Origin of the sequence: Oceanimonas aquatica (assembly GCF_030732065.1) — a bacterium.
Classification (GTDB): domain Bacteria; phylum Pseudomonadota; class Gammaproteobacteria; order Enterobacterales; family Aeromonadaceae; genus Oceanimonas.
Window position 1 is genome coordinate 1 of the sequence record NZ_JAVBHX010000015.1, and the last position, 19,815, is coordinate 19,815.

Below are 19,815 nucleotides of genomic sequence, written 5' to 3' on the forward strand. Positions count from 1 at the left end.
ATCGACTGCGAGTGCCCACACAGTTTGCTTGATAAATTGTTAAAGAGCGTTGACCGCTTTCGCTGGTCAGGGCTGCGTATTCTACGCAATCCTTGGTGTTCGTCAAGCGTTGATTTGAACTTTATTTGGTTCGCTTCAAACCCTTGTGACCGTTGGCGTGTTGCCCCGTGTCAGTGGAAGCGCATTATAGGGAGCCGCGATTTTTGCGCAAGGGCTTTTTCAGGAAAAATCGCTTCCCCCGAATCGTTTGGTTAGTTTTCCACCTGCACCCTGTTTTCCTTCTTTATATGCCTCTACTTATACTGAATGTTCGAGCCCAATCCGGATGCAGCCATCAGGGGCTTTGAGGTAAGATAGCGCCCCTTTTTTTGTAGCCCCTTCAGCTTGGAGAATTGAATGCCTTTTTCCCTCGGCCAGCGTTGGATCAGCGATACCGAAACCGATCTGGGACTGGGAACCGTGGTCGCCATTGACGTGCGCATGGTCACCATGTTGTTTCCCGCCTGTGGTGAAAACCGCATGTATGCCATCAGCGATGCTCCCGTTACCCGTGTCATGTTCAACCCCGGTGACGTCATCAGCAGTCATGAAGACTGGGAGCTGGAGGTGGAATCGGTGTCCGAGCAAGACGGTCTGCTGGTCTATCACGGTAAACGCCTGGATACCGAGGAAGAAACCAGCCTGAAGGAAACCTTCCTCAATCACTTCATCAAGCTGAACAAACCTCAGGAACGGCTGTTTGCGGGCCAGATCGACAAGATTGGTCGTTTCAATCTGCGCTACCAGGCGCTGATGCACCAGTTCAATCAGCGCCGCTCGCCTCTGCGCGGCCTGGGCAGCGGCCGCATTGGTCTGATTCCGCACCAGCTGCACATTGCCCACGAAGTGGGTAACCGTCATGCCCCCCGGGTGTTGCTGGCCGACGAAGTGGGCCTGGGCAAGACCATAGAAGCCGGCATGATCATTCAGCAGCAGTGGCTGTCGGGCCGGGCCGCCCGCATTCTGATCCTGGTGCCCGATGCGCTGATCCACCAGTGGCTGGTGGAAATGCTGCGTCGTTTCAACCTGCACTTTGCGCTCTTCGACGAGGAGCGCTGCGTGGAGGCCTTTGCCGACTCCGCCAACCCCTTTGATACCGAGCAGCTGGTGCTGTGCAGCCTCGACTTCATCACCAAGAAGCGCAAGCGCTTTGAACAGCTGGCCGACAGCGACTGGGATCTGCTGGTGGTGGACGAAGCCCATCACCTGGTATGGGATGCCGAGCGTCCAAGCCGGGCCTACGAAGTGGTGGAGGCCCTCGCCGAGGAAGTTCCGGGCGTGCTGCTGCTGACCGCCACCCCGGATCAACAGGGCCATGAAAGCCACTTTGCCCGGCTGCGCCTGCTCGACCCGGAGCGTTTCTACGATTACGACGCCTTTCTGGCCGAAGAAGAGGAATACCAGCCCCTGGCCGAGGCCGCCGAGGCCCTGCTGAGTGACGCGCCGCTTGATGCCGCCGCCCTCGAGCGACTGGCCCCCTTTATGGACGGTGAGACCTCCGCCAGCCTGGATACCCCCGAGCAGCGTCGGGCGCTGCTGGCGCGGCTGCTGGATCACCACGGCACCGGCCGCCTGTTGTTCCGCAACACCCGTCAGTCCATCAAGGGCTTTCCGTCACGGCAATTGCACCTGCACCCGCTGCCTCTGCCCAGCCAGTACCAGACCGCCATTCGCGTAGCCGGCATGATGGGCTCGCATCAGGATACCGCGGCCCAGGCGCTGCAGGCCTTGTATCCGGAAGAGATCTACCGCCAGTTTGAAGGCGGCGACAGCAGCTGGACCCAGTTCGACAGCCGGGTCGACTGGCTGCTGGGTTTTCTCAAGGAGCACCGCAACAACAAGATCCTGATCATTACCGCCAAAGCCGGGGTGGCACTGGCACTGGAAGAAGTGCTGCGCACCCGGGAAGGTATTCGCGGCACCGTGTTCCATGAGGGCATGTCGCTGCTGGAGCGGGACAAGGCCGCCGCCTACTTTGCCCAGCAGGAAGGCGGTGCCCAGGTGATGATCTGCTCCGAAATCGGCTCTGAAGGCCGTAACTTCCAGTTTTCTCACCAGCTGGTGTTGTTTGATCTGCCGCTCAACCCGGATCTGCTGGAGCAACGCATCGGTCGCCTGGATCGCATCGGCCAGCAACACGATATCGACATTCATGTGCCCTACCTCGAAGGCACCGCCCAGCGCGCCCTGACGCTGTGGTATCAGCAGGGCATGGATGCCTTTGGCAAGCCCAATGCCGTGGGCCAGCCGGTCTACCAGCAAATGGCCGACCGGCTGCTGGAGCTGCTCGCCGGCCACGGCCAGGATGAAGAAGCCCTGGAACAACTGATTGCCGATACTCGCGCCCTCACCGATACCCTCACCAGCCAGATGGAGCTGGGCCGGGATCGCCTGTTGGAGCTCAATTCCAGCGGTGCCCTGCACCATCACAACCTGGCCGAGCAACTGGCCGAAACCGACGAAGACCCGACTCTGGCCATTTTTGCCATCAAGCTGTTTGATGAAGTGGGCGTGCATCAGGACGACAAGGGCGAAAACGCCATAGTGCTGCGCCCCACCGAGCAAATGCTGGTGCCGAATTTTCCGGGCCTGCCCGAAGACGGCGCCAGCATCACCTTTAATCGCAACACCACCCTGAGCCGGGACGATCTGCAGTTTTTGAGCTGGGATCATCCCATGATCCGCGGCGGTATCGATTTGGTGCTGGGCTCGGAAATCGGCACCACCTCGGTGGCCATTCTCAAAAACAAGGCGCTGCCGGTGGGCACTCAGTTTGTAGAACCCATTTTCGTGGCCGAATCCGCCCACCACGCCCAGCTGTACCGTTTTCTGCCGCCGGCGCCCATTCGGCTGCTGCTCGACAAGAACGGCAACAACCTGGCCGACAAGGTCAGCTTTGAAGCCTTTGACAAGCAGCTCAGCCCGGTTAACCGCCATCTGGGCAGCAAGCTGGTGAACGCGTCTCAGTCTCTGATCCACCAGCAACTGCAAACGGCCCTGCCGCTGGCCGAGCAGCAAATGGAACAACTGGTCGCCGACGCCCGTGAACGCATGCACCTGGCGATGGATCAGGAGCTGAGCCGGCTGCAGCAGCTGGCCAAGGTCAACCCCAATGTGCGCCAGAGCGAAATTGACCATGTGCAGGACCTGAAAACCGAGCTCGACAGCCTGCTTAGTCATACCCGCTTAAAACTGGACGCAATCCGGTTTATTGTGGTCAGCCATCAGTAAAGAAGAGCCAAGCCATGGTATTGCTGCGTTACGATCCGCCAGTGAGTCCCCAGTTCGAGATATTGTATCGGGATGACAGCATCATAGTGCTGAACAAGCCCAGCGGCCTGCTCAGTGTGCCCGGGCGTGAGCTCTGTCACCGCGACAGCCTGTCGCTGCGAGTGGCGAGGGTATTTCCGTCGGCACTGGTGGTACACCGGCTGGACATGGCCACCTCGGGGGTCATTGTCATGGCCCTGCACCCCAAGGCGCACCGGGAGCTCAGTCGACAGTTTCGCGAGCGGGAAACCGAAAAGCGCTACTTCGCCTGGATATACGGCCAGCCGGTTCAGGATGAAGGCAGCATCGATCTACCCCTGTGCTGTGACTGGCCCAACCGGCCACGGCACATGGTCAGTCATGAGCACGGCAAGCAGGCCCTGACCCACTGGCGCTGCCTGCGTCGTGAGCAACAGCGCAGCCTGATCGAGCTCACTCCCATTACCGGACGCTCTCACCAGCTGCGCGTGCACATGCTGAGCCTGGATCATCCGATACTGGGCGATAACCTCTACGCCGAGGGTGAGGCGCTGACCATGGCGCCCCACCTGCAACTGCACGCCGCCCGGCTGGCCTTTCGCCATCCGCTGGCCAAAAACTGGCTGGAATTCAATGCTCCGGCCCCCTTTGAGGTAAACTGATGCGGCGGGCGTGTGTGCTGATGCTGGGCTGGTTGTCCGTGGCAACGGCCGGCGCCCAGACCGACTGGACCGCCTACCGGCAATACAGTGCCGAAGCCGGGCAACTGCGTTTTGACGCCACACGCCCCGAGGCGCTGGGCACGCTGGTGGTGTGGCCCGAGCAACAACAGGCCCATCACTGGCTTGCCATGGCACCCTGGTGGCAACAGCGCGGCTGGAATCTTGTACTGCTGCTGCCCGATGCACAACAGCACCAGTTTGACCCAACTAACGAGCAACCGTCCGACGCCCGGCAACAATGGCTGGCACAGCTGGCCAGCCGGCTGAGCGAGCTGCCAAACGATAATCCGAATGCAACACAGCTGGTGCTGACCCAGGGCAGCGCCACTCTCTGGTATCAGCAGCTGGTGGAAACCGGTCAGTTGCCGCCGCCTGCCGGTCTGGTGGTGGTGGATGCCACTCCCTCACAGCCCGAACAGCAACGTATGCTGGCCGTGAGCCTGTCCCGGTCGAATTGGCCAGTGCTGGATCTGTTCAGCAAGCAGAATAACACCTCGACAATCAACCAGGCGCAGCGCCAGCACAGCGCCACTCGCCAGGCTGCGGATTATACCGCCGAGCAGCTGGCTGATCCGTCCCGGCCCGAGCGCCACATTGCGGCCTGGCTGGTGCGCCGGGGCTGGATGCCCCTGCCCCCCGGCGCGCCCGACTACCTGAAAGGAAAACACGCCCATGAAACTGGTATTTCTCGACCGGCAGACCCTGGCCCCGAGCGTTAACCTGCGCCGGCCGGCCTTTGATCATGACTGGCAGGAACATGCAGAAACGGCCCCGGAGCAGGTGGTGGCACGGCTGCAACAGGCCGAGGTCGCCATCGTCAACAAGGTGAACATCGGCGCCGGCGAGCTGGCACAACTGCCCGGGTTGAAACTCATCGCCCTGGCCGCCACCGGCAGCGACAATGTGGATCTCGACGCCTGCCGCGCCGCCGGCGTGGCGGTGTGCAATATTCGTAATTACTCGGAAAGCACGGTACCCGAACACGCCCTGTCACTGATAATGGCGCTCAGCCGCAATCTTCATGCCTACCGGCGTTCGGTAACCGATGGCCGCTGGCAACAAGCGGGCCAGTTCTGTTATTTCGACTACCCGGTACGGGATCTGAAAGGCCAGACTCTGGGGCTGATTGGCTATGGCACCATAGCGCGGGATCTGGAGCGACTGGCAAAAGCACTGGGCATGCACGTGATCGTGGCTGCCCGCAAGGGCCAGGCCGCAGAGCAGGGACGCCTGCCCTTTGAGCAAGTATTGGCCGAAGCCGATGTGCTCAGCCTGCACTGCCCGCTGACCGAAGCCACTCGTCACCTGATCAGCGAACGGGAGCTGGCCATGATGAAACCGAACGCCCTGCTGATCAATGTTGGCCGAGGGGGGCTGGTGGATGAGCAGGCCCTGCTGAATGCCCTGAAGGAACAACGTATCGGCGGCGCCGGCTTTGATGTGGTCAGCGCCGAGCCGCCGCCGGCCGATCATCCGCTGATGCAGGCTTTGCAGTACCCCAACTTTATTCTGACCCCGCACATTGCCTGGGCCAGCCAAGCCTCGATGCAGCGACTGGCGGATCAGCTCATCGACAATATCGAGGCGTTTGTTGCCGGGCGGGAGCAGAACCGGCTGGTATAAAAGATAGCCAGAAGCTGGAAGCTAGAAGCTAGAAGCTAGAAGCTAGAAGCTAGAAGAAAATGTCACTCCGGCGAAGGCCGGAGTCCATGCTGCAGGGTGAGGTGCATTGCGCCATAGACTCCGGGGCAGGCCCGGAGTGACAGGCTCTGCACTCACTCCCACGCTCCGGCGTGGGAGTGTAGAGAGTGATTTCGGTCAGTAAGGGTATGCGTTCCCAGGCATAACATGGGAACGACACAGCCTGCCAGTCCCTGTTCCCAAATCTCCAGTCCCGGCTGGTCAGCGGAGGTTGCGGGCGGCCTTGATGGTTTCCCAGGCCTGCTGAATGTCCTGTGCCTTTTCCTTGGCCATGTCCATCATCTCCTTGGGCAGCCCCTGAGCCACCAGCTTGTCGGGATGGTGCTTGGACATCTGCCGGCGATAGGCCCGCTTCACGGTCGCATCATCGGCCCCTTCCTCCACCTCCAGAATACGGTAGGCATCGCGCAGCCGATCCTTCGGCGGGGTGGTAAAGCCCCCCTGGCCACCGGCACGGCCCTGACGGTACATGTGCAGCTGCGCTTCGGCAAAGGCCAGCAATTGCTCCAGCTCCTGCTCGGAAAAGCCCAGCTCGGCGGCAATGGTATGCAGCAAGCGGCGCTCGGCCGGATGCAATTCGCCGTCGGCAAACACCAGTTGCAGCTGCACTTCCATAAAAAAGCGCAACAGGTTGCGGCTGTCACGGGTGCGCGAGCGAAACCGGCGCAGGGTCTCGGTCAATGGAAAGTCACTTTCCTTGCCGTCGCGGAATGCCTGCTGGGCCTCGGCCTTTTGCCCGGGCTGCAGCCGCATTTGCACCATCAGTTGCTCCGCCAGCTGAATCTCTTCCGAAGTAACGCGGCCGCTGGACTTGGCCAGGTGCCCCATGGTGGCAAAGGTGGCGTACAGAAATTCCTGCTGGGCATCCTTTACAAATCCCCAGGCGCCGGCCAGCTTTTTGTCCACCAGGTGTCCCAGCCAGAGTCCGAGCAGGGCACCGGGAATATTGCCGATCAGCAGGCCAAACAGAAAACCGATGATTTTACCCTTGATGTGTGCCGGCATTCAGCGCCCTCCCCGTTCAGCAGATAGAAAAGCGAAGCCGGCAGGCAAGTGAAGCAGGGACAATGGGCGTGATGTCATATTGAGTCGATTATCAAGGGTGGATCCGGTCGGGCCGAGCCCCGGCGTAGAGCTGGCAGCGAGAATGCTTTATCATAGCTCGCTACCATAAAAGAATGACACCAAAAGCTCAACCAGCCCGCAGGACGCCGGGCGGTGTCGCCAACACCAGGAATGAGAGCATCACCCCATGAGAATACGGATTATCGGCCTTCCCCTGTTGTTCGCTTCCGGCCTGGTCCAGGCCCAGTACGATGGCACCGAGCTGCTCGACGAGCCGGCCGTCAACGCCGACCCGCTACCCTTCAGCCGCTGTTTCAGCCATGTGCCCTTGCGGGTGGAAGGCGAGAAGGATCCCAGTGCCCCCATCACGGTCACCGCCGACGTGCTCAACGCCACCCGTGACGGCAAAATTCTTTACCGGGGCGATGTGGAGGTGATTCAGGGGGAACGCCGCTTCAGCACCGATTATCTGGAGCTAGAGCAGCAAAGCCGTGACGTGCTGGCCGAAGGCAATATTCACCTGAGCGACGGCACCATTACCGTGGAAAGCGACACCACCCTTTCCGGCAACCTGACCACCAAAGACACACAATTGGACCAGGCTCGCTACCAGTTTCACGGCGAGCCGGGCCGGGGCGAAGCCCGCCGGGTGCAGCTGGCCGGTGAACGCGGCGAAGTGGATCTCAAGGGCGCCAGCTACACCACCTGTCCACCGGGCGAGGAAGTATGGCAACTGAAGGCCAGCACGGTGGCAGTGGAGCAGGACGAAGTCTTTGGCGAAGCCTGGAACGCCGTGCTGTGGCTGGGTGATATGCCGGTGTTCTATTTTCCCTACATCAAGTTTCCGGTGAAAAATGAGCGCCAGAGCGGCTTTTTGTACCCGTCCTTTGATATCAGCAACAGTAACGGCACCGACATTCGCCTGCCCTATTACTGGAACATCGCGCCCAACTACGATGCCACCATTACCCCCCGCTACATGGAAAAGCGCGGCACCATGGCCCAGCTGGAGTTTCGCTACCTGCCTGTGGAAGGCCAGAGTGGCGTGCTCTACGGCGAATATCTGTCTCAGGATGACAGCCTGGCCGACAACCCGGATCTGATTGATGAAGAATGGCGGGACGATGCCCGCTGGCTGTTCAGCTGGCGCCACAACGCCCGCTTCGATGCCGACGGTCACTGGCGCGGTAACGTCAACTACACCCAGGTGGCAAGCTGGGACTATGCCTATATTGATGACTTTAACCCGCCGGTGGGCTCTCTGGTCGACAACCAGTTGCTGCAGTCATTTCGCGGTGGCTATTACGACCGCCACTGGCAGCTCACCACCGAGGTGCGCGACTACCAGATACTGCGCCCGGACTTGGACACTCAGCCATTCCAGCTGATGCCGGCGCTGGTACTGAACAGCTACCGGGGCCTGGGCGACTTTGATCTGGCCCTGGACTCGGAGCTGACCCGCTTTGAAAACGACAATGAAAGCACCTATCAGGCTACCCGGTTTCATGCCGAGCCCCGGCTGATTTATTCCCTCATCGACCAGCCCGGCCTGCAACTGAAAGCCGATGTGGGGGCCTATTACACCCATTACGAACAGGATATTCCCACCACCCTGTCGTCTTTTTACCAGAACACCTGGGGCTTTGACACCGACACCCTGGATACCAGCGTGGACCGGGTGCTGCCCCGGCTGCGCATTAACGGCGGTCTGGTGTTTGACCGCCAGGCCCGCTGGTTTGAACAGGACTTTACCCAGACCCTGGAGCCCCAGCTGCAGTACCTGTATGTGCCCTACAAAAACCAGGACAACATCGGCCTGTACGACAGCACCAGCATGCGCCAGGACTACTACAGCCTGTTCAGCGACCGCCGTTTCGCCGGCCTGGACCGCATCAGCGACGCCAACCAGCTGACCGCCGGCTTTACCAGCCGAATTTACGACGACACCGGCACCGAGCGGCTGCGTCTGGCCCTGGCCCAGACCTTTAACTTCACGGCGCCGCGGGTCAAGCTCTACCCCGGCGAACAGCTGGACGACACCAAGCGCTCCTTCCTCACCTTTGAAGGGGATCTCAACCTCGACAACAACTGGTTTGTCCATGGCGAGGCCCAGCAGGACACCCGTAACCACCGACTGGCGGCGGGCAACCTCACCCTGGAATACAACGAGCAGGGCCGCCTTGCCCAGATTGGTTTTCGTCACCTGAACCGGAATTATTTTGGCGACAGTCTGGCGGACGATCTCAACCAGGTGGGCGGCACCGCCTTCTGGCCGCTGGCGCCCCAGTGGGGCCTGATCGGCGGCCATTACCGGGATATTGAACTACATCGCAATATCGATACTCTGATAGGACTGCGCTACGACTCCTGCTGCTGGGCGGTGAGCCTGGTGTGGGAGCAATGGCAGAAGGAAGACAAGCTGTTCAATCCCACCAGCACCATTCAGGAAACCAGCATCGGGCTGCGCTTCGAGCTGAAAGGGTTCAGCTCCCTGGGCACCGGCAGCGGCGAGTTCAAACCCGGCACCCAACTGCTGCCCTACTATCGCCCGTTCAACCTCAATAACTGATTTTTATTGCGCACAGGATTTGTCATGAACAAGAGATGTAAACAACTGCTGATGGCCGCCGGACTGGGCCTGCTGTCGGTGACCGGCCAGGCCGCCGAGCTGCTGGACAGAACCGTTGCCCAGGTCAACAACGACGTGGTGCTGGAAAGCCAGCTCGACGCCCTGGTCAATCAGGTGCGCCAAAGCGCTCAGGCCGCCGGCCAGCCCCTGCCCGACGATCAGCGCCTGCGCAAACAGGCGCTGGAGCGGCTGATCCTGGAAAGCCTGCAACTGCAGCTGGCCGAGCGGCTGGGCCTGCGCATTACCGATACCCAGCTGGAACAGGCGCTGGCCAATATCGCCCGCGGTGAAGGCAAAACCCTAGAGCAACTGCGTGCCGGTGCCACCGCCAACGGCCAGAGCTGGGCCGGTTTCCGCGAGCAGGTGCGCAACGAGATCCTGATGAGCGAACTGGCCCGCAATCAGGTGCGCCGGCGCATCAGCATTTCCGATCAGGAAGTGAAGCAGGTGGTGCAGATGATTCGCGAGCAGGGCCAAAGCAGCGCCCGCTACCGGGTCGGCAACATTCTGTTGCCCCTGCCCGCCAACCCCAGCGGCGAACAGCTGCGCCAGGCCAACCGTCAGGCCGAGCAATTGCTGGCCGAGCTGAAAAACGGTGCCGACTTCCGCAAGCTGGCCATCGCCCACAGTGCCGGTCCCAAGGCCCTGGAAGGGGGCGACTGGGGCATGCTGGCCATGGGCGAAATGCCGTCCCTGTTCAGTGAGGCGGTGAGAAATCAGGCAAAAGGTGATATTATCGGCCCCATTCGCTCCGGTGCCGGCCTGCATATTCTGACCATCCTCGACATGGAAGGCAGTCAATCCCAGACCGTACAGGCGCTGGAAGTCCGGGCCCGGCATATTCTGATCAAGCCTTCCGTCATTCTGAGTGAAGACAAGGCCAGGGCCATGCTGGAAGGCTTTGCCCGCTCCATTCGCAACGGTGACGCCACCATGGCGCAACTGGCCGAGCAGTTTTCCGATGATGCCGGCTCTGCCGTCAATGGCGGTGATTTGGGCTGGGCTTCACCCGAGCTGTATGTCAGCAGTTTTCGTGACACCGTCAGCCGGCTGCAGCCGGGCGAACTGAGTGAACCGTTCCGCTCCGAGCATGGCTGGCACCTGGTGCGGCTGGAAGACAAGCGGCTGCAGGATGCCACCGAGCAGGCCACCGAGCAGCGGGCCTATCAACTGATTTTCAATCGTCGCTTTACCGAAGAAGTGCAGACCTGGCTCGACGAGCTCAAGGATCAGGCCTATATCCGTATTGTTGACACTCAATTATTCGATGGTGATTCGTGAGTTGTAAACGCATAGCCATAACCCCGGGCGAGCCCGCCGGCGTTGGCCCCGAACTGATGCTGGCGCTGGCCGATCTCGACTGGCCGGCCGAGCTGGTAGTGATCGCCGACCCGGAGCTGATTCAGTCCCGGGCTCAGGCCCTGGGACGTGACATTACCCTGCTGCCCTACCGGCAGCAGGCCGAGCCCGTGCCGCAAAAAGCCGGTACTCTGACCATAGAGCCGGTCAAACTGGCCCGGCCCGCCACGCCCGGCGTGCTGGACGAAGCCAATGGCCTCTACGTGCTGGAAACCCTCAAGCGCGCCTCAGACGGCAACATGAGCGGCGAGTTCGACGCCGTCGTCACCGGCCCGGTCAACAAGGGCATCATCAACAAGGCCGGCGTCTCATTCAGCGGGCACACCGAGTTTTTTGCCCAGCAGGCCAATGTGCCCGATGTGGTGATGCTGCTGGCCACCCCCGGCCTGCGCGTGGCTCAGGTGACCACTCACATTCCCCTGGCCTATGTGTCCCGGGCCATCACTCCGGACCGGCTGACCAAGATCACCCGAATTCTCCATACCGAGCTGAAAAGCAAGTTCGGCATTGCCAATCCGCGCATCTATGTGTGCGGCCTGAACCCCCATGCCGGGGAAGACGGCCACCTGGGGCGGGAGGAGATCGACGTGATCATTCCCACCCTTAACGAACTGCGCGAGGAAGGCATGGATCTGGTGGGTCCGCTCTCGGCCGATACCATGTTCAACGAAAGATACATGAAGGACGCCGATGCCTTCCTGGCCATGTATCACGACCAGGGCCTGCCGGTACTGAAGTACATCGGTTTCAGCAAGGCGGTAAACATTACTCTTGGGTTGCCCTTTATTCGTACCTCGGTGGATCACGGCACCGCTCTGGAGCTGGCCGGCACCGATCAGATTGACGCAGGCAGCATGCTCTGCGCCCTTAACCAAGCCATTGAGATGATAGAAAAACGCGATGAATAGCAAGGTCCACCAGGGGCACAAGGCCCGCAAACGTTTCGGCCAGAACTTTCTGCACGATGACTACACCATCGATCAGATAGTCAACGCCATTCATCCGTCCGACGATTACACCATGGTGGAAATCGGCCCGGGCCTGGGCGCGCTTACCGGCCCGGTGTGTGACCGCATTCAGCGCCTTAATGTGGTGGAGCTGGACCGGGATCTGGCTGCGCGGCTGGAAACTCACCCGTTTCTGAAAGACAAGCTCAACATTCACCAGGCCGACGCCATGAAGTTCGACTTCGCCAGCCTGAAAGAGCCGGGCAAGAAGCTGAAAATCTTCGGCAACCTGCCCTACAACATCTCCACCCAGCTGATGTTTCACCTGTTTGAGTTCTCCGCGCTGGTGGCCGACATGCACTTTATGCTGCAAAAGGAAGTGGTCAACCGCCTCGCCGCCGGCCCCGGCAGCAAGGCCTATGGCCGGCTGAGCGTCATGGCCCAGTACTACTGCGAAGTGGTGCCCGTGCTGGAAGTGGGTCCGGAAGCCTTCAGGCCCGCCCCCAAGGTCGACTCGGCCGTAGTGCGGTTGCTGCCCTTTGAAACCCCGCCGCACCCGGTGAAGCACCTCAAGGATCTGTCCCGGGTCACCGCCGACGCCTTTGGCCAGCGCCGAAAGACCATTCGAAACAGCCTGAGCCACCTGTTCAGCGCCGACGAAATTTCGGCCCTGGGGCTGGATGCGTCTGCCCGTCCGGAGCAGCTGACCCTGGCCCAGTACGCCACCCTCGCCAACGCCCTGTCCCGTAAAAAGGAATCCTGATGTCTGCCGCTGCCATTCATATTTCCCCGGTTCCCCGCTATCTGGCCGAGCGCTCGTCGCCGGAAGACGATCACTATGTGTTCGCCTACACCATCACCATCGCCAACCAGGGCGATGAGCGGGTCACCCTGATCAGCCGTCGCTGGCTGATCACCGATGCCAATGGCAAACGGGTGGAAGTGGAAGGCAGCGGCGTGGTGGGCGAGCAGCCCGCCATTGCCGCGGGAGACGACTACACCTATACCAGCGGCGTCAGCCTGGAAACCCCGGTGGGCGTGATGGAAGGCTTTTACACTCTGCGCCGGGACGACGGCAGCGAGTTTGAAGCCCCCATCCCCGCCTTTCGGCTGGCCCTGCCCAACCTGATCAACTGATGGCCACCTATATTGTCGGCGATCTGCAGGGTTGCCTGAGCGAGCTGAACCGGCTGCTGGCCGAGGTGGGCTTTACTCCGTCCCGGGACCAGCTCTGGCTTACCGGTGATCTGGTGGCCCGGGGGCCCGACTCCCTCGGGTGTCTGCGCCGGATCATGGCTCTGGGCGATGCCGCCACCACGGTACTGGGCAATCACGATCTGCACCTGCTGGCGGTGGCGTCTGGCCTGCGCACCCCGAAGAAAGCCGACAAAATTCACGACATTTTGCACGCCGCCGACCAGGCCGATTTATTGTACTGGCTGCGGCAGCAGCCGTTGCTGGCCGAACATCCCGAGCACGGTTTTGTAATGACCCACGCCGGTATTCCGCCTCAGTGGACGGTAGAGCAGGCCCGGGAAGCCGCCCGGGAAGCCGAAGCCGAGCTGCACTCGGCCCACTACCTTGACCGGCTGCGTGACATGTATGGCAACGAGCCCACGGCCTGGCGTGACGATCTCAACAATTTGGACCGGCTGCGCTTTACCATCAACGCCTTTACCCGCATGCGCCTGTGCCATGCCGATGGCCGGCTGGACTTTGATTACAAGGAAGGCCTCAAAAACGCGCCCGCGGACCTTCAGCCCTGGTTTGATCTGCGGGGGGATCATCAGGATCCGCCGCTGGTGTTTGGCCACTGGGCGGCACTGGAAGGTCACTGCGACCGGCCCGGCATTCATGCCCTGGATACCGGCTGTGTCTGGGGTGGCAGCCTGACCCTGCTGTGCTGGGACACCCATGAGCGCATCAGCACCCCCTGCCCGGTGCATGCCTAAGGAAATAACTTGCTGATGTCACTCCGGCCTTGAGCCGGAGTCTTGAGCGATTTACTCAACCGTTTGCAGAAAGATACCGGGCCCGTCATGCTGAACCTGATTCAGTACCGGCATGACAGCCTTTAATAAAAAGCCCGGCATTTGCCGGGCTTTTTATTAAATCCGCTCCAGTACCTGAAAGCGGCAGTCGTATTCGTTGCGCTCGTCGGCAGGGCGGAGCTCTTCCCTTACCAGCTTCCACTCTTGCTCGGCGATGGCCGGAAAGTAAGTGTCGCCGTCAATGTGGGCATCGATGCGGGTAATGTAAAGCCGCTCGGCCTGCGGCAGCAAGGCCGCATAGAGCTGGCCACCGCCCATCACCATCACTTCCTCACTGTCCGCCAGCAGCGCCAGCGCCGCCTCGGGGGACGGCACCAGCTCGGTGCCCGCCGGTGCCTCGCTCAGGGAACGACTCACAATCACATTGCGCCGCCCCGGCAGCGGCCGGCCAATGGACTCATGGGTATTGCGCCCCATCACCACCGGCTTGCCCAGGGTAGTTTGCTTGAAATAGGCCAGATCCGCCGGCAGGTGCCAGGGCATGGCGTTATCCTTGCCGATAACGCCATTTTGAGTCATGGCCACAATCATGGATAACATCATGCTGCTACGTTATTCCTTGGTGTAAATGACATGGCCGTCGTCTTCTTCATCGTCCCAGTCATCGTCATCCTCGTCCGCTTCGTTCAGCGCGGCCTGGTGGTACTCATCCCACTTGAAGCTGACCGGCTCCCGGGCCGCTTCCAGCTCTTCCTGGCTGCGCGGATGCTCTTCCAGGAACGCCATCAGCGCCTGAGTCAGCTCACGGGTACCATCCTTGCTGATGGCAGTCATGCGGTGTACCGGGCCCTGCCAGTCGAGCAGCTCGGTGACCCGGGCAATAATTTCTTCGGCCTGCTCGTCATCCACCAGATCCAGCTTGTTGAACACCAGCCAGCGCGGCTTGTTGGCCAGCTCTTCGCTGTACTGGTTCAGCTCGTTCACAATAATATCGGCGTTATCGGCAGGATCGGATCCATCGACGGGCAGCACATCAATCATGTGCAGCAGCACGCGACAGCGCTCCAGGTGCTTGAGAAAGCGAATGCCCAGGCCGGCACCGTCGGCGGCACCTTCGATCAGGCCGGGAATGTCCGCCACCACAAAGCTCTTCTGGCCGTCACAGCGCACCACGCCCAGGTTGGGTACCAGGGTGGTAAAGGGGTAGTCTGCCACCTTGGGTTTGGCCGCCGATACCGAGCGAATAAAGGTGGACTTGCCGGCATTCGGCAGGCCCAGCAGGCCCACGTCCGCCAGCAACAGCAGCTCCAGCAAGACATTGCGGATCTCGCCCGGGGTGCCGTTGGTCTTTTGCCGCGGCGCCCGGTTGACCGAGCTCTTGAAACGGGTGTTGCCCAGCCCGTGAAAGCCGCCCTTGGCCACCAGCAGTTTCTGGCCATGACGGGTCAGATCCCCAAGGATCTCGCCGGTCATCTCGTCCTTGGCGCGGGTACCCACCGGCACCGTCAGCACCAGATCCTTGCCGCGCTTGCCGGTGCAGTTGCCACCCCGGCCGTTTTCGCCCCGTTCGGCCCGGTGGAAGCGCTCAAAGTGATAGTCGATCAGGGTGTTGAGGTTCTCGTCGGCCAGCATATACACATCGCCGCCATCACCACCGTCACCACCATCGGGGCCGCCTTTGGGAATGTATTTCTCCCGGCGAAAGCTTACACAACCGTTACCGCCGTCGCCCGCCTCGATGCGGATCTCCGCTTCATCGACAAATTTCATTTCGCTGCTCTCCCATTCGTTTTCTGAGCCTGTTTATCCGGCTCGTGCCGAACGTGCCTTTACTAAAGCAAAAAGCCCCGCCGGTTGGCGGGGCTTTTTAAAAGTTCTGATCGTAACTTACTCGGCTACAATGCTGACGAACTTGCGGTTCTGAGGACCTTTAACTTCAAACTTCACCTTGCCATTGGCTTTGGCGAACAGAGTGTGGTCCTTGCCCAGGCCAACGTTGTCGCCGGCGTGGAATTTGGTGCCGCGCTGACGAACGATGATGTTGCCCGCCAGGACAGATTCACCACCGTAACGCTTTACACCAAGACGTTTGCTTTCTGAGTCGCGACCGTTACGAGTAGAGCCGCCTGCTTTTTTGTGTGCCATGGAACTTAACTCCTCTCTTAGGCGCTGATACCAGTGATTTTCACTTCAGTGAACCACTGACGGTGACCCTGCTGTTTGCGAGAGTGCTTACGACGACGGAATTTAACGATCTTGACCTTTTTGCCACGACCGTGAGTAACTACTTCAGCAGTTACCTTGCCACCATCAACGTAGGGTACACCTACTTTAACGTCTTCACCTTGGGCCACCATCAGCACTTTGTCGAATTCGACAGCAGCGCCGGTTTCTACGTCCAGCTTTTCCAGACGAACTACCTGGCCTTCGGCTACACGGTGCTGTTTTCCGCCGCTTTGGATTACCGCGTACATGATTTTAACTCCGAATATGGCACTTTCACCCCTGGGGGCCGTGCACTAAAACTGTTTTACAATGGTCGCGCATTGTACGCAAATTGATCCCCCGAGACAAGGGGAGAGAGCGCAAAAAAATGATGCCCGTCCGCATTGCAGACCATGCCTGCCCGGACAGGTTTATCCCTTTGACGAATCGTGTAAAATCCTATCATCAATGAATTCACACTGCATCGTCCGGCTTATAACTTTATGGTAGATATCAACAGGATCAAACAACTGACCGAGCAGGACATGCAAGCGGTCAACGAGCTTATCATGACCCGTCTGCAATCGGACGTGAGCCTTATTAACCAGCTGGGCTTTTACATCGTCAGTGCCGGCGGCAAGCGCATGCGCCCCATGCTGACCGTGCTGGCGGCCCGAGCCCTGGGCTATGAGGGCGATGCTCACCAGAAGCTGGCCGCCATCATCGAATTCATTCACACCGCCACCCTGCTGCACGACGACGTGGTGGACGAGTCTGATCTGCGCCGGGGCCGGGATACCGCCAACGCCCTGTTCGGCAACGCCGCCAGTGTGCTGGTGGGGGATTTTCTCTACACCCGCGCCTTTCAGATGATGACCGAGCTCGACAACATGCGCATCATGCACATACTGAGCGACGCCACCAACATCATCGCCGAAGGGGAAGTGCTGCAGCTGATGAACTGCAACGATCCCGATACCACCGAAGCCAGTTACATGCAGGTGATCTACTGCAAAACCGCCAAGCTGTTTGAAGCCGCCACGCGTCTGGCGGCGGTGCTGACCCACCAGCCCGAGGTGACCGAGCAGGCCATGCTCGACTACGGCAAGTACCTGGGCACCGCCTTTCAGCTAATGGACGATGTCATGGACTATTGCTCGGACGCCAGCGATATGGGCAAGAACGTGGGCGACGATCTGGCCGAGGGCAAGCCTACCCTGCCCCTGCTGCGGGCCATGGAAAAGGGCACCGATGCCCAGCGTGAACGCATTCGCGATGCCATCGCCAACCGTACCGGCATGGAGCACCTGGACGAGATCATGACCATTCTCGAGCAGACCGAGGCGCTGGAATACAGTCGCCAGCGCGCCCGGGAAGAAGCGCAGAAAGCCATTGACGCCCTGGCCGTGCTGCCCGACTCGGAGCACAAGGCAGCCCTGGTGGATCTGGCCCATATGGCGGTAGAGCGCAGCCGCTGATTTCGTGAGGGTTGAGAAGCAAAACGTCTCACCTCTCCCCTGACACCTCTCTCCTCACCACAAACAAAAACGCCGGCTCAATGAGCCGGCGTTTTTTCTGCGTGCCGTCAGGGTATTAACCCTCGAACGGATGACGCAGGATCATGGTTTCGGCACGATCCGGACCGGTGGAGATGATGTCTACCGGTATGCCGGTCAGCTCCTCGATGCGCTTGATGTAATCGCGCGCCGCCTGGGGCAGACCTTCAACCGTGGTCACACCAACGGTATTGTCGCTCCAGCCGGGCATGGACTCGTATACCGGCGTGACGGTCTCGTAACCTTCGGCAGCCATGGGCGGTACGTCCTGCACCGAGCCGTCGGGCATTTGATAACCGGTGCAGATCTTCACCTCTTCCAGGCCGTCGAGCACATCGAGCTTGGTCAGGCAGAAACCAGTGATGGAGTTGACCTGAATGGCGCGCTTCATGGCCACGATGTCGAGCCAGCCGGTGCGACGCTTGCGGCCGGTGGTGGCGCCGAATTCGTGCCCTTTCACACCCAGGTGCTGACCTACGTCATCAAACAGCTCGGTGGGGAAGGGACCGGAGCCCACGCGGGTGGTGTAGGCCTTGATGATGCCCAGCACATAGTCCACATAGCAGGGGCCAAAACCGGAGCCGGTGGCCACGCCGCCAGCGGTGGTGTTGGAAGAGGTCACGTAGGGGTAGGTGCCGTGATCGATGTCGAGCAGGGTGCCCTGGGCGCCTTCGAACATGATGCGGTCACCGTTGCGACGCGCCTTGTCGAGCATGTCGGTCACATCAACCACCATGCTGGTAAGCAGCTCGGCATAGCCCTTGGCCTGCTCCAGTACGGCGTCGTAGGAGACTTCTTCTTCGCCGTAAAAGCCCTTCAGCTGGAAGTTGTAGTAGGCCACAATTTCCTTCAGCTTGTCGGCAAAGGTTGCCATGTCGAACAAATCACCCACACGCAGACCGCGACGGGCTACCTTGTCTTCATAGGCGGGGCCGATACCACGACCGGTAGTACCGATGGCCTTGGCGCCACGGGCCTTTTCACGGGCCTGATCCATGGCAACATGGTAAGGCAGGATCAGCGGACAGGCTTCGCTCAGCTTGAGGCGTTCGCGTACCGGTACACCGCTTTCTTCCAGGCCGGCCATTTCCTTCAGCAGCGCGTCGGGAGACAGCACCACGCCGTTGGCGATGATACAGGTGCAATTGTCGCGCAGGATACCGGAGGGGATGAGATGGAGGACGGTCTTCTTGCCGTCGATGACCAGGGTATGTCCGGCATTGTGGCCGCCCTGATAACGTACAACATAACGAGCCTTGTCGGTCAGCAGATCGACAACTTTGCCCTTGCCTTCGTCACCCCACTGGGTGCCAAGTACAACAACGTTTTGTCCCATTTTCACTAACTGTCGAGTTGTTAAAAATGGAGTCTAACAAATTTTGACCAAGGCCGGAACTGCCAGACGGCCGGATTGCTGAAAATATTGCCAGGCAATAAAAAGCCCGGTTGCCCGGGCTTTTTTATCAGTTGGATCCGGCGGGATCCTTGAGGAAGCGGAAGAAATCCCCTTCCGGTTTGAGGATCATCATGTCGCCTCCCTGCTCGAAGCTCTTGCGGTAGGCTTCAAGGCTGCGGATGAAGCTGAAGAACTCCGGATCGGCGGAGTAGGCCTCGGCGTAAATTTTCGCCGCCTCGGCATCCCCTTCACCACGCAGGGTACGGGAGTTGCGCTGGGCATCGGCTATCATGATGGTCACCCGGCGGTCCGCTTCGGCCTTGATGATTTCAGCCTGTTCACGGCCTTCGGAGCGATGCTCCCGGGCCACGGCGGTCCGCTCGGCGCGCATGCGCTGGTAGATGGAGTTGGACACCTCGGTGGGCAGGTTGATCTGCTTGATACGCACATCCAGCACCTTGATACCCAGCTCGGACGACGACTCCAGCAGCCCCTTGAGCGCACTTTCCATCACGTCACCCCGCTCTCCGGACACGATATCGCGAATGGTACGGCTACCGATTTCCGAACGCAGACTGTTGTTGATCCGCCGGCGCAGCAGGCTTTCGGCCTGCAGCCGGTTACCGCCGCCGGTGGCCAGATAGTAGGCTGCGAAGTTGTCGATGCGCCACTTCACGTAGGAGTCGATGATCAAATCCTTTTTCTCGGAGGTCACAAAGCGATCCACCTGATCATCCAGGGTCTGAATGCGGGCATCAAGTTTGCGCACCTGATCGATCATCGGCACCTTGAAGTGCAGGCCGGGCTGGTACACGGTGGGCAGCTCGGAGTCCTGCTCACGCTTGACCTTGCCGAACTGCAGCACGATGCCGCGCTCGCCCTCGGCCACTACAAACACCGAGGAAAACAACAGTATCGCCAGCAGGGCCAGCACCACGAGTAATACTCTTTTCATC

The 19,815-nt window shown here is 60.2% G+C and carries 18 protein-coding genes; 11 read left to right on the forward strand and 7 right to left on the reverse strand.

Annotated elements, in window-relative coordinates:
• The first annotated feature begins 396 nt into the window (after positions 1-396).
• The 4 genes from rapA to Q9290_RS15765 are packed head-to-tail and all read left to right on the forward strand — an operon-like array spanning position 397 to position 5,633.
• Positions 397-3,270 (forward strand): RNA polymerase-associated protein RapA, encoded by a 2,874-nt coding sequence (gene rapA / locus Q9290_RS15750; RefSeq protein WP_306080595.1) that lies wholly within the window; start codon positions 397-399, stop codon positions 3,268-3,270.
• A gap of 20 nt (positions 3,271-3,290) precedes the next feature.
• A complete protein-coding gene (locus tag Q9290_RS15755) occupies positions 3,291-3,950 on the forward strand; it encodes an RluA family pseudouridine synthase (protein WP_306080642.1) in 660 nt (219 codons plus the stop codon).
• Positions 3,950-4,729 (forward strand): DUF3530 family protein, encoded by a 780-nt coding sequence (locus tag Q9290_RS15760; RefSeq protein WP_306080596.1) that lies wholly within the window; start codon positions 3,950-3,952, stop codon positions 4,727-4,729. Before Q9290_RS15755 ends, Q9290_RS15760 begins: the two co-directional genes overlap by 1 nt.
• Positions 4,683-5,633 carry a D-2-hydroxyacid dehydrogenase gene (locus tag Q9290_RS15765; protein ID WP_306080597.1) on the forward strand — a complete coding sequence of 317 codons (951 nt, stop codon included), beginning with the start codon at positions 4,683-4,685 and terminating at the stop codon, positions 5,631-5,633. Before Q9290_RS15760 ends, Q9290_RS15765 begins: the two co-directional genes overlap by 47 nt.
• 279 nt (positions 5,634-5,912) lie before the next feature.
• Here the strand turns inward: Q9290_RS15765 and djlA are convergent, their stop codons facing one another.
• Positions 5,913-6,716 carry a co-chaperone DjlA gene (gene djlA, locus Q9290_RS15770; protein WP_306080598.1) on the reverse strand — a complete coding sequence of 268 codons (804 nt, stop codon included), beginning with the start codon at positions 6,714-6,716 and terminating at the stop codon, positions 5,913-5,915.
• A 247-nt stretch (positions 6,717-6,963) separates the two neighbouring features.
• Here djlA and lptD point away from each other — a divergent pair, with 247 nt between their 5' ends.
• The 6 genes from lptD to Q9290_RS15800 are packed head-to-tail and all read left to right on the forward strand — an operon-like array spanning position 6,964 to position 13,663.
• A complete protein-coding gene (lptD, locus tag Q9290_RS15775) occupies positions 6,964-9,345 on the forward strand; it encodes an LPS assembly protein LptD (protein WP_306080599.1) in 2,382 nt (793 codons plus the stop codon).
• A 24-nt stretch (positions 9,346-9,369) separates the two neighbouring features.
• Positions 9,370-10,686, forward strand: coding sequence for a peptidylprolyl isomerase SurA (surA, locus tag Q9290_RS15780; protein ID WP_371930931.1), 1,317 nt, complete (start codon positions 9,370-9,372; stop codon positions 10,684-10,686).
• A complete protein-coding gene (pdxA, locus tag Q9290_RS15785; protein ID WP_306080600.1) occupies positions 10,683-11,672 on the forward strand; it encodes a 4-hydroxythreonine-4-phosphate dehydrogenase PdxA in 990 nt (329 codons plus the stop codon). Before surA ends, pdxA begins: the two co-directional genes overlap by 4 nt.
• Complete coding sequence (rsmA, locus tag Q9290_RS15790; RefSeq protein WP_306080601.1) at positions 11,665-12,474, forward strand: 16S rRNA (adenine(1518)-N(6)/adenine(1519)-N(6))-dimethyltransferase RsmA; 810 nt, start codon at positions 11,665-11,667, stop codon at positions 12,472-12,474. Before pdxA ends, rsmA begins: the two co-directional genes overlap by 8 nt.
• Positions 12,474-12,848: a Co2+/Mg2+ efflux protein ApaG gene (gene apaG / locus Q9290_RS15795; RefSeq protein WP_306080602.1), complete on the forward strand. Its 375-nt coding sequence runs from the start codon at positions 12,474-12,476 to the stop codon at positions 12,846-12,848. The genes rsmA and apaG overlap by 1 nt, the downstream gene beginning before the upstream one ends.
• Positions 12,848-13,663: a symmetrical bis(5'-nucleosyl)-tetraphosphatase gene (locus Q9290_RS15800; protein WP_306080603.1), complete on the forward strand. Its 816-nt coding sequence runs from the start codon at positions 12,848-12,850 to the stop codon at positions 13,661-13,663. Before apaG ends, Q9290_RS15800 begins: the two co-directional genes overlap by 1 nt.
• 156 nt (positions 13,664-13,819) lie before the next feature.
• On the opposite strand, the gene folA is transcribed toward Q9290_RS15800, so the two are convergent.
• From folA to rplU, 4 genes are all read right to left on the reverse strand, one after another.
• Positions 13,820-14,305, reverse strand: a complete 486-nt coding sequence (gene folA / locus Q9290_RS15805) for a type 3 dihydrofolate reductase (protein WP_306080604.1) — start codon at positions 14,303-14,305, stop codon at positions 13,820-13,822.
• A 9-nt stretch (positions 14,306-14,314) separates the two neighbouring features.
• Complete coding sequence (gene cgtA / locus Q9290_RS15810) at positions 14,315-15,472, reverse strand: Obg family GTPase CgtA (protein WP_306080605.1); 1,158 nt, start codon at positions 15,470-15,472, stop codon at positions 14,315-14,317.
• A gap of 117 nt (positions 15,473-15,589) precedes the next feature.
• A complete protein-coding gene (rpmA, locus tag Q9290_RS15815; protein ID WP_306080606.1) occupies positions 15,590-15,847 on the reverse strand; it encodes a 50S ribosomal protein L27 in 258 nt (85 codons plus the stop codon).
• Positions 15,848-15,864: 17 nt separating this feature from the next.
• Positions 15,865-16,176, reverse strand: a complete 312-nt coding sequence (gene rplU / locus Q9290_RS15820; RefSeq protein ID WP_306080607.1) for a 50S ribosomal protein L21 — start codon at positions 16,174-16,176, stop codon at positions 15,865-15,867.
• Between the two features lie 234 nt (positions 16,177-16,410).
• On the opposite strand from rplU, the gene ispB reads away from it, so the two are divergent.
• Positions 16,411-17,385: an octaprenyl diphosphate synthase gene (ispB, locus tag Q9290_RS15825; RefSeq protein WP_306080608.1), complete on the forward strand. Its 975-nt coding sequence runs from the start codon at positions 16,411-16,413 to the stop codon at positions 17,383-17,385.
• Between the two features lie 115 nt (positions 17,386-17,500).
• Here the strand turns inward: ispB and Q9290_RS15830 are convergent, their stop codons facing one another.
• Complete coding sequence (locus tag Q9290_RS15830; RefSeq protein WP_371930932.1) at positions 17,501-18,799, reverse strand: adenylosuccinate synthase; 1,299 nt, start codon at positions 18,797-18,799, stop codon at positions 17,501-17,503.
• Positions 18,800-18,926: 127 nt separating this feature from the next.
• On the reverse strand, positions 18,927-19,814 hold the full coding sequence (hflC, locus tag Q9290_RS15835) for a protease modulator HflC (protein ID WP_306080610.1): 888 nt from the start codon (positions 19,812-19,814) through the stop codon (positions 18,927-18,929).
• Between the last annotated feature and the right edge of the window lies 1 nt (position 19,815).